This is a genomic window from Xanthomonas fragariae, assembly GCF_900183975.1.
In the GTDB taxonomy this organism is placed as follows: Bacteria; Pseudomonadota; Gammaproteobacteria; order Xanthomonadales; family Xanthomonadaceae; genus Xanthomonas; species Xanthomonas fragariae.
This window is the reverse complement of record NZ_LT853882.1, coordinates 2,359,809-2,371,634: the sequence shown is the minus strand read 5'-3', so window position 1 is coordinate 2,371,634 and position 11,826 is coordinate 2,359,809. Positions and strand designations below refer to the sequence as shown.

The following is an 11,826-nucleotide window of genomic DNA, read 5'->3' as shown; positions in this document are numbered from 1 at the left end:
CGCCGCGCTGAGTTGATGCAGCTGTCACCTGAAACCAACGAGGTGGCGTGATGCGCATCGATGCCGTGCAGTTCGCAAGCTGGACTGTCGATGTCCGAGTTCGTTGCGTCCTACGGTACCGAGGCCAGGTGATACTGCGCTCTTTACAAGTGGCGGTAGCCGCAGGGATTTCGTTGCCCCTGCTGTGCTGGACGGGCGCAGTCGCGTTTCAAGCGTGGTGCTGCGGTCTACTCCCAATGCAGCGCGTGCCGGCATCAGACCCGTCCGATCGCTGGAACGATGAAGGACGGCGAGGCCGTGCGAGGCGATCCGCGTCAAGCTCTCAGCTGATCGTACCCAACAATTTTAAACGCTTGTCTTCCGGCACTTCGCTGTAGGCCAGCACCGACAGGGTCGGCACGCTGTGGCGCACTAGGCGGGCGAGGGCGGCGCGGACCTGGCCGGGCACCAGCACCACCGCCGGTTCGTTGCGCGCTTCCTGCTTGCCGACGCAATCGGCCAGGCTTTGGTGCAGGCGCTCGGCCAAGCCGGGTTCCAATGCCACGCCGTTGCCGTGGGTGGATTCTTGCAGCACGCGTTCCAGCTGTGGGGCCAGCGTGTAGACCGGCAGCTCGGCCGACATGCCGGCGATTTCCTGCACGATGAAGCGACCCAGCGAGGTGCGCACCGCGGCGGTGAGGGTGGTCGGATCCTGGCTTTGCGGGGCGTGCTCGACCAAGGCTTCGACGATCTTGCGCAGCTGGCGTACCGGGATGCGCTCGATCAGCAGGTTCTGCAGCACGCGCACCACTACCGATAGCGGGAGTGCCTTCGGGGTGAGGTCTTCGACCATCTTCGGTGCGGTCTTGGCAAGGGTCGCCAGTAGTTGCTGCACTTCTTCGTGGCCGAGCAGTTCCGGGGCGTGTTCGCGGATCAGGTGCGATAGATGCGTGGCGACCACGGTGGCCGGGTCGACCACGGTGTAGCCCATCGATTCGGCATAAGCGCGTTGATGCGGCTGGATCCAGGTAGCATCCAGGCCGAAGGCGGGGTCCTTGCCGGCGATGCCGTCCAGCTGGCCGAGCGCACCGCCCGGGTCCAATGCCAGTTCGCGGTCGGAATAGATTTCCGCCGTGGCTACCGGCACGCCGTGCACCAGCAGGCGGTAGGCGTTGGCCGACAGCTCCAGGTTGTCGCGGATATGCACCGGCGGCACCAGGAAGCCGATGTCCTGGGTGAGCTTGCGGCGCACGCCCTTGATGCGCGCCATGAGTTCGCCGCCCTGGGTTTTGTCCACCAGCGGGATCAGCCGGTAGCCCACTTCCAGGCCCAGCGGGTCGATCGGGCGCAGTTCGTCCCAGCTCAATTCGGAACTTGCCTGGGCGGCAGTGGCGGCCGCGGCGGCCTTGGGGTCGGTAGCGGGGTCGCCGGTGGGCGGGATGACCAGGCTGCGCTTGTACATTTTCCAGGCGATCACGCCCAGGATCAGGCCAAGCGTCAAAAACGCGACGTTTGGCATGCCCGGTACCAGCCCGACCAGGCCCAGGATGGCTGCCGCCACCGCCAGCGCGCGGTGCTGGCCGAACACCTGGCTGATCATGGCGCCGCGCATATCCTGCGCACGCGAGGCGCGGGTCACCAGCAAGGCGACCGAAGACGACACCAGCAAAGCCGGCAGCTGCGCCACCAGACCGTCGCCGATCGACAGCAGTGTGTAGGTGGAAGCGGCATCCACAAAGCTCATGTCGTGCTGGAACATGCCTACCGCCATGCCGCCGATGAGGTTGATGAACAGGATCATAATGGCAGCGATGGCGTCGCCGCGGATGAACTTGTTGGCGCCGTCCATTGCGCCGTAGAAGTCGGCTTCCTCGCGGACTTCTTCGCGGCGGGCCTTGGCTTCCTCACGCGTCAGCAAACCGGCGTTGAGATCGGCGTCGATGGCCATCTGCTTGCCGGGCATCGCGTCCAGGATGAAGCGCGCGGTCACTTCCGACACGCGCCCGGCGCCCTTGGTGATGACCACGAAGTTGATGATGGTCAGGATCGCGAACACCACGATACCGACCGCGTAATTGCCGCCAATGACGAACTGGCCGAACGCCTCGATGACCTTGCCGGCCGCAGCGTGGCCGTCCTGGCCGTTGATCAGGATCACGCGGCTGGAGGCGACGTTCAGCGCCAGGCGCAGCATCGTGGTCATCAACAGCACGATCGGGAAGATGGTGAATTCCAGCGGGCGCTGCACGTAGATCACCGCCAGCAGCACCATCAGCGAGATGGCGATGTTGAAGGTGAACAAGGCATCCAGCACCGGTGCGGCCAGCGGCACCATCAGCATGGACAGCATGGCTATCAGCGCCAGCGGGGCGCCCAGGCCGTTGCGCAGCAACTCCATGATGCGACGAGCATTCAACGGGGCCGGTTGGGCACTCATGCGCTGGCTCCCTTGCCTGACTCATCCACATCCAGCGAGGGCAATTCCGGCATCGGGCCACCGTTCCATCCGCGCAACTGGTAGACGTAGGAAAGTACCTGGGCCACGACCGAATAGAGTCTCACGGGAATTTCCTTGCCGATTTGAGCTTCCCTATACAAGGCGCGTGCCAAAGGCGGTGCGGTGACGATTGCCACCCGGTGTTGTTCGCAGACTTCGCGGATGCGGAAGGCCATTTCGTCCACGCCCTTGGCCACCACGATCGGGGCGCGCATCTTGCCGCCTTCGTATTTGAGCGCCACCGCGTAGTGGGTTGGGTTCACCAGCACCACGTCGGCCTTGGGCACCGCTTCCATCATCTGGCGCTGCGACATCTGCATCTGCATCTGGCGGACGCGGCCCTTCACCTCCGGGTTGCCCTCGCTTTCTTTCATCTCGCGCTTGATCTCTTCGCGGGTCATCTTCAGCTTCCGCATCCAGTTCCACTTCTGGTACGGCGCGTCGATGGCGGCCAGCAGCAGCAGTGCGCCAGCGGTGTAGAACAGCAGGCTTTTGGTGAAGTCCAGGCCGTTGCCGACCGCTTGTTCCAGCGGCTGGTTCGCCAGCGAGCGCAAGCCATGCAGGCCCTTGGAGATGCACAGGCTGGCAGCCAGGCCAACGAACAGCAGCCGCAGCACCGACTTGACCAGCTCGGCCAGGGCGTGGCTGCCCCACATGCGCTTGATCCCGTTCATCGGATTGAGTTTGGTGAGGTCGGGCATGATCGCCTTGCTGGAAAAATGCAGGCCGCTCATCAGCAGCGGGCCAACCACGCCAGCGGCCAGGCAGATACCGATCAGTGGCAGCATTACCCACAGCAGTTGCAGCAAGAGATCGCCGAAGTGGCCGAACAGCGCCATCGGGTTTTCGCGCATCTTCGGGTCCGGGCTGAGTGCAGTCTTCATCCAGACCGTGGCGCTAGCGCCAATGCCGCGTGCCAGGGCCATCAGTGCGAACACGCCGGCACCGAACACCGCGGCGTTGGACAGCTCGCGCGACTGCGGGATGTTGCCCTGCTCGCGGGCTTCACGCAGACGTTTTTCGGTGGGAAGTTCTGTACGTTCGCCGCCGTCTTCGGACTCGGACATTACGGTGCCGGTGACTTGTCAGCCCTGCCCAATGCAAGCCGCGTTCCAGTCTGGCGACATGACCTTGTTGGGGTGATTTCCACGCGGTTGGGCGTGGGCTGATCGACTTGCCGGCTCAACGGTCAAGAGTGTTGACCAATCACCGGATTCAACCCGCCAAGCGGCGCGGGCCGTCGCGCTGGGCGACCACCGTTGCGATGAAGCACCGGGCTTCCAGCGGCCGGCCCATAGATAGCCGCGCGCTCGAGGACCGTTGAAGTATGGCTGCGCGCGATGCAGCGTCGATGTCGCCGATACCCGGCTGTGCCACTGCAACACCGGCGCGCGTGTCTGCTGTCGCTTGCGCGCCTTACGCCACCGACGATTCGGGCTCCTCCGGTTCGATGCGATTGCGTCCGTAGCGCTTGGCCCGATACAGCGCTTCGTCCGCACGCGCCAGCAGCGTGGCAGCGACATCGCCGATGCGGAACCAGGACACGCCGATCGAACAGGTCACCTGCAACGGATGCGCGGCGCCCACCTCGTACGGAGCCACACTGATCGCCTCGTGGATAGCGCGCAGCCGGTGCTGGCTCTGGCGCGTTATGCCGGGTAGCAACAGCAGCAATTCCTCGCCGCCGTAACGGCCCACTCTGTCCGAATCGCGCAGGCACGCAGTCAGCCGTGCGCCCACCTTGGCCAGTACCGCGTCGCCAGCCAGATGTCCGTGTTCGTCGTTGATCAGTTTGAAGTGATCCAGATCGATCAACACCACCGCCAGCGGATGCTCGCCGTGCGCGCAGGCTTGCAGTGCGTCGGCCATGGCTTCAAGGATGCCGGAGCGATTGAGCAGGCCGGTCAGCGCATCGTGGCTGGCCTTCAGCGCTAAAGCTGCACGCGCGCTTTCCAGCTCGTGTTTTTCGCGTTCCAGCTGATGGGTGCGCTCGGCCACCAGCTTGGCAAGCATGCGTTCGCGCGCGACCAGCTGGCGGTGCCGCCAGCGCCATAATCCAGCCAGCAGTCCGCTACCGATCAGCAGATACAGCGCGAATGCCGGCGGGCTGCGCCACCACAACGGCGCCACCGCAAACGGCAGATCGGCGATCGGCGAGGCGGTGCGTAGATACCGATCCAGCACCTGCACCTGCAGGCGGAAATGCCCGGACGGCAGTGGCGATTGGTCGATCGACAGATCATCGCTCTGAATCCATTCGTCGTGCAGACCGAGCAGGCGATAGCGCACCGTCAGCCGGCTGGGGTCGTCGTAGACTGCCATCGTCGACAGCGCGATATGCAGCGGTTTGTCACTCCAGCCGAGCAGTTGCCCGCGCTGCACCGGCACGCCGCCGCGGCTGACACTATCGATGCGTACGCTGGGCTTGCGCTCGTCGAACAAGCGCGCCGGATCGCGCAGATGACTCACCCCGCGTGCGGTCCCGATCCACACCGAACCATCCGGGTCTTCTGCAAACGCGGCATCGGACACGTCATCCCAGACCAGCCCTTGCGACTGCGACAGATGCGCCCAGCGTTCGCCGTCGTAGACCTCCACGCCACGCGCATGACCAACCCAGACCCGGCCGACGCTGTCGCCGCGCAGCAGGTACACCACGACATCGCGCAGCGCCTCGTCGTTGATCTGATGCAGATCCAGGCCGTCGTTCAGCAACATGCCTTGCCACAGCCCGGGGCGATAAAACGCCAGCCACACCTGGCCGCTGTCGCTGATGTGGAATTTGCTGATCCACGGCTCGGACGCACTGCCGTTGACCTTGACCTTGACCTTCGACCAGCGCGCACCCTGCAGACGAAACAGGCCGTTGGCGCTGGACACCCATAGCGTGCCGTCGGCGGTCTGTTGAATATCGGTGTAGGTGATTGCCGGCATGTCGACCACCGCTTGCAGCGTGCCGCTTTCCAGCGGACGTTCGATCACGAACAAGCCGCCGTCACTGAGCATCCACAACCGCCCCTGACGATCGCTAAGCAAACGCAGCCCGGTGTGCGGCAGTTTGGCGATTTGGGCGCTGCGCCCATCCGGCCAGGTGCGGTGCAGGAATCCGGCCGAACTGAGCGTCCACAGGCTACCGTCAGCGCTGCGCACCATGCCCACAATCTGGATGCCGGATTGCGGCAGAGCAGGGGTAAAGCGCCCGCCGGGGTTGGCCTGGCGACCGATGCCGTGTTCGTTGCCGACCAGCAGCGCTCCGCGCGCGTCGCGGGCGATCGACCAGGTCGGCGCGGCCGGCATGCCTTGCGAGGCGTCCCAATTTTCGATCCATTCGTAGCCGGCCCAGCGCACCAGACCTTCGCCGTCGACGGTCATCCAAAGATCGCCATCCCGGTCCACCACGATCGCGACGCTGCTGCCGGGTGGCAAGCCGTTATCTGCACCGAAACTGCGCCATCGACCATCTTCCCAGCGCGCCAGGCCGTCGTTGCGGCGCACCAGCACATGCCCTTCGTGATCGAGCACCAATGGCGCCGGTCGCCCGACCGTGCTGCCATCCAGCAGCGGCAATGGCCGCACACTGAACTTGGTTGCGCCCGCCGCGCGATAGAGCAGGGTGCCAGTGCCGCGCACCCACAGCGCACCGTCGTGGTCGCGCAAGACGCTGTGCCAGCGGTCTTCCGGCACGCCTTGCTCTGGCCCGTAGACCTGCACCTTGCGCTGCGCATCGATGGCGCAAAGCTTGCGCGCACAGCCCACCCACAGCGTGTCGCCTTCCACCGACAAGCTCAGTACCCGCGACAGCTCGGGAACGCGCACCCGGGTGGCGGTGTCGAGCAAGGGTTCGCTATGCCAGCGGCCATTGGCGCGTGCGCGCAGTTCTTCCAGCGTGCCGCCGTTGGCCAGCACTGTGCCCCATGAAAGGCTGGCCAGCAGCAGACCTTCGTGCAGATGCTCGGCCTCATCGGGCGCCAGTTTGCGAAAGCCGTGTTCGTTGCCGACGAACAGTGCCTGGAAGCCGGCAACCCACAGCCGCCCATTGGCAGTTTCGGTCATCGCATTGATCGGCTCGTTGCGCAGGCAATCCAACGTCACCTGCTGAAAAATATGCCCGTTGTAGCGATACAGCCCGCTTTCGGTGCAGACCCACAGCAAAGTGGCGCGGGTCTGCAGCAGGCAGGTACCGGCTAGCCCGAGCAGCCCTTGGTCGTGGGCGTAGCGACGAATGCTCGCGCTCTGCGCGCCAGCCAGATCGGCGAACGACAGCAACGCCAGCAGCAACACCGCGGCAAACGGTGTGCGCCGGCTCGACGACCTCCACTGGCGGTAGTGAAACCCCACAGGCGTTGCGATCTCCCATGCATCGGCACGTACAGTCCGCGCCCCTCGCGCGGTGTCTTACGCTTGCCACCGGCGGCCCCCTAGCAGACCGCGTTGAATCGACTAGCGGCTGTTCACGCGAGTTTCTTTAATGCTTATGCCAATTGGGTGGCGTAGTGCTTAGCGAGCGCGGCCGTCTCGATGCAGCAATGCTCGATTGCGTCGTGTCGCTGCTGAGGTATTGGTCACGTGGATTGGTTGAAGCGCGTTTCAAAACCGTCGGCGTGATGGTCGAGCATGTGCGATCTTGATGCACTGCGCCGGCTGGAAATCTGCATTTGGAATTGCATGCGCGGTTTACGCCCAGACGATTGCCGATGGCAGCGTTATCTGCCGCGCTTTCACCACGTGCGATCTTCCGGCTCAATGGTTTGGCAGAATATCGAGCGCAATACAGCGCGGTACCGGCACGCGTCAGTTGCTGCTCCAGTGTTTCGCCGGGTCGATACCAGGTCACGCCTATCGAACAGGTCACCGGCAATACGTCGCCATCGATTGGGTAATTGCCGCAGATGCCGCGATGAAGCGCTTCCAATCGGTGCGTGGCCTCGGTCGTCAATCCGGGCAGCAACGCGAGCAACTCTTCGCCGCCGTAGCGGCCGATGAGGTCGTCGCCGCGCACCAACATATCCAGGCGGCGACTGACCTCGGCTAGCACAGCGTCGCCGGCCAGATGGCCGTGTTGGTCCCTGACCAGCTTGAAGTGGTCCAGATCGGTCAACACCACCGCCAACGGCGGTGCCGTCGCATTGGCGTGCAGCAGCAAGTCGCGCAGCGCGGCGAGCATGCCGATGCGATTGAGCAGCCCGGTGAGCTCGTCGTGATGGCCTTGAACGACAGTTCGGCGCGCGCCGCTTCCAGATCGCGCTTGTCTTGCTCCAGTTCGGCAGTTCGCCCGGCCACCAGTTGCTCCAGCTCGCGCTTGCGCGCCAGCAATTTGCGCGTGCGCAAGTGCAGCAGCGCGATCACCGTCACTATGGCGAGCAGCGCACACCCCAAGATGGCCGGCACGCCGCGCCATCACGGCGGCACAGGTTCGACGCCGAAACGGGCGATCGGGCTGCTGCGACGTTGGAAGGGCAAGCCACACGCGGTACTTCGGTTGCTGATTCGTTCTATCTCACACGTTGTCAGACATTGTCAGCCAGTCAATTTTCTGGCGGCATCGAATGCGGTATCGAACATGCGCTGCACGGGCGGCGCGAATTCGCTGGCGAAACTGAATAGCAGAAACAGCCCCAGCAATACCGTCAGCGGCAAGCCCAACTGTACGGGGTTCAAGGCCGGCGCCGCCTTGGCCAAGACGCCAAGGGCCAAGTTGACCGCCAACATCGCCACCATCATCGGCAACACGAGGGTCAGACCGCCGCGCAGGATCTGCAGGAACAGCGTAGGCGCCACTTCGGCGAATGCGGCCGCATTCGGCACCGCAGTGCCGATTGGCAAGGCCTTATAGCTGTCCACCAATAAGGCGATGACTGCCAGATGCCCATTGGCCGCGAAGAACAGCATCCCGAACCCGATATAGAACCACTGCGCGATCACACCCGACGTTACCCCACGCAGGGGGTCGGACATCTGCGCAAACGATAGACCGGTGGACTGGGACGCCAGCTCGCCCGCCAGCGCTCCGGCCTCGAATATCAACTTCAACATGAAGCCCATGCTGGCCCCAACTGCCAGCTCGCGCGCGACGCTCAGCACCGCCTGTGCGGTGAACCCATCCCACTGCGGCACCGGCGGCAGAATCGGCGCTAGCACCATTGCCAAGGTCCCGGCCAGCATTACCCGCACTCGCCCCGGCACCGCGCGCGTGCCTATCAACGGCATCGCGGTCAGCAACGCACCGGTCCGCAGCATCGTCCACATGATTGCCCCGACCATCGCAAATGCGCGCTGGCCATCGATCACCATCTGGGTTGCAGCATCCATCCGCGCTATCCCGCTAACCGATCAGATGCGGAATGCGCTGAAACAGCGCAATGGTGAACTCCACCAAATGCCCCAGCAGCATGCTGCCGGTAGCAAACAAGGTAGCCGTCAACGCGACCGCCTTGGCCACGAAGGCGATGGTCGGCTCGTTCAACTGGGTGGCGGCCTGCACCACACCGATGACGACACCGACGATCAGCACCGCCAGCAACATCGGTCCGGCAATCCACAACACGGTGACCAGGCCACCGCGCAATTCGGTCAAGGCGACTTCAGGGCTCATGGGAAGTGATGATGCAAGTGGAATGCCAAAGGAGGGTGTGTGGGGGGAGCTGGAATCGGGAGTTCGTTGGGTATATCTATGGTGTTGCACTTGGAACTTGAGTCGGCCACAGCCAGAACAATGGGCAGGGCCGATCATCAGCAAGAGCGAAAGCCTCGCCCTGCGACTACGACGCGTTAAAACTTGCTGCCAATGTCCCCACCACCAACACCCATCCATCCACCAGGATGAATAGCAGAATCTTGAAAGGCGCCGAGATCAACATCGGCGACAGCATCATCATGCCCATCGACATCAATACGCTGGCCACCACCAAATCGATGATTACGAACGGAATGAAGATCAAAAAACCTATCTCGAACGCCGTCTTCAACTCGCTGGTCACAAACGAGGCCACCAACACCGGGAACGGCACCGCGTCCGGGCCCGCGTATTTGCCATCGCCGGCCATGCCCGCGAAGGTCATCAGATCGGTCTCGCGGATCTGCGCCAGCATGAAGGCGCGCAACGGCTGCGTGGTCAGCGTCCAGGCGGTCTGGAAGTCAATCTGGTTGTTGAGGTACGGCGACAGGCCGGCGCCCCACATCTTTTGCCACACCGGCATCATCACCAGCCCGGTCAAGAACATCGACAAGCCCAGCAGCACCTGATTGGACGGGGTCTGCCCGGTGCCTAGCGCCTGGCGCAGCAGGCCCAGCACAATGGTGATACGGGTGAAGGCGGTCAGCACCAGCAGCATCGAGGGCAGCAGGGTAATGGCCGTCATCAGCAGCAAGGTCTGCAGCGGCAGGCTCACCGGTTGGTCGCCGATGCGGCCAACGCTCACAGTCGGCAATGACGGCAACTGGTTGGAACCGGCCGGAGCGGCAGCGGGTGCAGCGGCCTGGGCCATCGCCGGCACGGCGGCGGGTGCGGCGGCCGCCAACAGCGGGCAGCTCATCACCAGCACTATCGATACCAGGCGCATGCTGCGCCCCAAGCGATTCCAGAAACTGAACATTTCACAGGTCCTTGCGGAGCTTCTTTGCGAGCAGCTGGGCGAAATTGGGGAGTTGCTTGAAATTGGGCAGGCTGGGAACCGGCGTGGGCGGGAGCGGTTCGGGCAGGGTGTGCAAGGTGCTGATGCCGCCGGCGGTAACCCCGAGCAACAACTGCTGGCCGTTCACTTCCACCACTACCACGCGCTCCTTGGCACCGACCGCCAGGCTGGTCACCACACGCAAGCCCTCCCTGCTGCGCAAACCGCTGCCGGGCATGCGTTTGAGCAACCAACCCAGGCCAACGATCAGCGCGAGCACGAACAACAGTGCAAAGACTGCGCCAAACAGGCCGGGCGAGGCCGGTGCCTGCGCGCCGACCTGGGTAGCCTTGGCTGCGGCCGGCGCGGCGGTGGCCAGCAGGCCGATCACCGCAGCCTCCGGATCCGTTCGCTGGGGCTGACCACGTCGGTCAGGCGGATGCCGAAGCGGTCGTTGATGACCACCACTTCGCCATGCGCGATCAGGGTGCCGTTGACGTACACGTCCAGCGGTTCGCCAGCGCCGCGTTCCAGTTCCACCACCGAGCCCTGGTTGAGCTGCAGCAGGTTGCGGATCGGGATGCGCGCACGGCCCACTTCCAGTGACAAGGTCACCGGTACGTCCAGGATCACGTCCAGATTGAGGTCGGTGGCATTCAGGTCGCGCTCGGCCTGCAGGCTTTCGAAGGTGGCGGGCGCGGCATTGAGGATGTCGGAATTGATCATTTGCTAGGGTCCTGGGATGGAACGGCGCGCGGGGCTTGCACGCCAGGCGGGCGTACCGCGGTGATCTTGACGGCGTTGTTGCCATTGGAAACGCCGAATTCGCCGGTGAATAACGGAATTTCTTCCACGCACAGCGGCACCTGGGCGGGCAGGTCGATTGGCAGGATGTCGCCGACCTTCAAACCGGTGAGCTGACGCAGACTCATGCGCTTGCTGGCCAGCACGCTGGACAGGGTCACCTCGGCGGTATCCAGTTGCTCGCGCAGCATCACGTTCCAGGTATCGTCGCGGTCGTTGCGGTCGCTCTGGATGCCGGCATCGAGCAATTCGCGGATCGGCTCCAGCATCGAATACGGCAGGGTGATGTGGATCTCGCCGCCGCCGCCTTCTAATTCCACATGGAAACGGCACACCACCACGTACTCGCGCGGAGTGACGATGTTGGCGAAGTGCGGGTTGATCTCCGAGTTGATGTACTCAAAGTCCACTTCCATCACCGGCGCCCAGGCTTCCTTCAAGTCGGCGAAGGTCTGCTTGAGCATCAGCTGGACCACGCGCATCTCGGTGGCGGTGAATTCGCGACCTTCGATACGGGTGTGATAACGGCCATCGCCGCCGAAGAAGTTGTCGACTACGGTGAACACCAGCGTGGGTTCGAACACGATCAGGCCGGTGCCGCGTAGTGGTTTGAAGCGGATCAGGTTGAGGTTGGTCGGCACGTACAGCGAGTGCATGTACTCGTTGAACTTGATCAAGTCGATGCCGCGCACCGAAAGGTCGGCCGAGCGCCGGATCAGATTGAACAGGCCAATGCGCCACAGCCGCGCGAAGCGCTCGTTGACCATCTCAAGGGTCGGCATGCGGCCACGGATGATACGGTCCTGGCTGGACAGGTCGTATTGGCGGGCCTCGCCGGGCAGGGCCTCCGGCTCGGTGTTGACCACGCCCGAATCGACGCCGTGCAGCAGCGCATCGATCTCGTCCTGGGAAAGCAGATCACTGACGCTCATGGGG

9 protein-coding genes and 2 pseudogenes are annotated in these 11,826 nt (G+C 63.8%); 1 reads left to right on the top strand and 10 read right to left on the bottom strand.

Going from position 1 to position 11,826, the window contains the following annotated elements; translation table 11 throughout:
- Positions 1 to 50: 50 nt before the first annotated feature.
- Positions 51 to 291: pseudogene (locus tag PD885_RS20725) on the top strand (transposase); the annotation flags it as partial.
- 31 nt (positions 292 to 322) lie between these two features.
- On the opposite strand, the gene flhA reads toward PD885_RS20725, so the two are convergent.
- The 10 genes and pseudogenes from flhA to fliM form a co-directional block, all read right to left on the bottom strand.
- Positions 323 to 2,416: a flagellar biosynthesis protein FlhA gene (flhA, locus tag PD885_RS11035; protein WP_002813525.1), complete on the bottom strand. Its 2,094-nt coding sequence runs from the start codon at positions 2,414 to 2,416 to the stop codon at positions 323 to 325.
- A complete protein-coding gene (flhB, locus tag PD885_RS11030) occupies positions 2,413 to 3,543 on the bottom strand; it encodes a flagellar biosynthesis protein FlhB (protein ID WP_002813524.1) in 1,131 nt (376 codons plus the stop codon). The genes flhA and flhB overlap by 4 nt, the downstream gene beginning before the upstream one ends.
- A gap of 349 nt (positions 3,544 to 3,892) precedes the next feature.
- Complete coding sequence (locus PD885_RS11025; RefSeq protein ID WP_040762981.1) at positions 3,893 to 6,814, bottom strand: diguanylate cyclase domain-containing protein; 2,922 nt, start codon at positions 6,812 to 6,814, stop codon at positions 3,893 to 3,895.
- Positions 6,815 to 7,223: 409 nt separating this feature from the next.
- Positions 7,224 to 7,930: pseudogene (locus PD885_RS11020) on the bottom strand (GGDEF domain-containing protein); the annotation flags it as partial.
- A 63-nt stretch (positions 7,931 to 7,993) separates the two neighbouring features.
- A complete protein-coding gene (gene fliR / locus PD885_RS11015) occupies positions 7,994 to 8,785 on the bottom strand; it encodes a flagellar biosynthetic protein FliR (protein WP_002813522.1) in 792 nt (263 codons plus the stop codon).
- 13 nt (positions 8,786 to 8,798) lie between these two features.
- Positions 8,799 to 9,068, bottom strand: coding sequence for a flagellar biosynthetic protein FliQ (locus tag PD885_RS11010; RefSeq protein WP_088056867.1), 270 nt, complete (start codon positions 9,066 to 9,068; stop codon positions 8,799 to 8,801).
- 166 nt (positions 9,069 to 9,234) lie between these two features.
- A complete protein-coding gene (gene fliP, locus PD885_RS11005; RefSeq protein WP_002813520.1) occupies positions 9,235 to 10,068 on the bottom strand; it encodes a flagellar type III secretion system pore protein FliP in 834 nt (277 codons plus the stop codon).
- Between the two features lies 1 nt (position 10,069).
- A complete protein-coding gene (fliO, locus tag PD885_RS11000; RefSeq protein ID WP_002813519.1) occupies positions 10,070 to 10,477 on the bottom strand; it encodes a flagellar biosynthetic protein FliO in 408 nt (135 codons plus the stop codon).
- On the bottom strand, positions 10,474 to 10,812 hold the full coding sequence (gene fliN, locus PD885_RS10995) for a flagellar motor switch protein FliN (protein ID WP_002813506.1): 339 nt from the start codon (positions 10,810 to 10,812) through the stop codon (positions 10,474 to 10,476). The genes fliO and fliN overlap by 4 nt, the downstream gene beginning before the upstream one ends.
- Positions 10,809 to 11,822 (bottom strand): flagellar motor switch protein FliM, encoded by a 1,014-nt coding sequence (gene fliM, locus PD885_RS10990; RefSeq protein WP_002813504.1) that lies wholly within the window; start codon positions 11,820 to 11,822, stop codon positions 10,809 to 10,811. The genes fliN and fliM overlap by 4 nt, the downstream gene beginning before the upstream one ends.
- Positions 11,823 to 11,826: the final 4 nt, after the last annotated feature.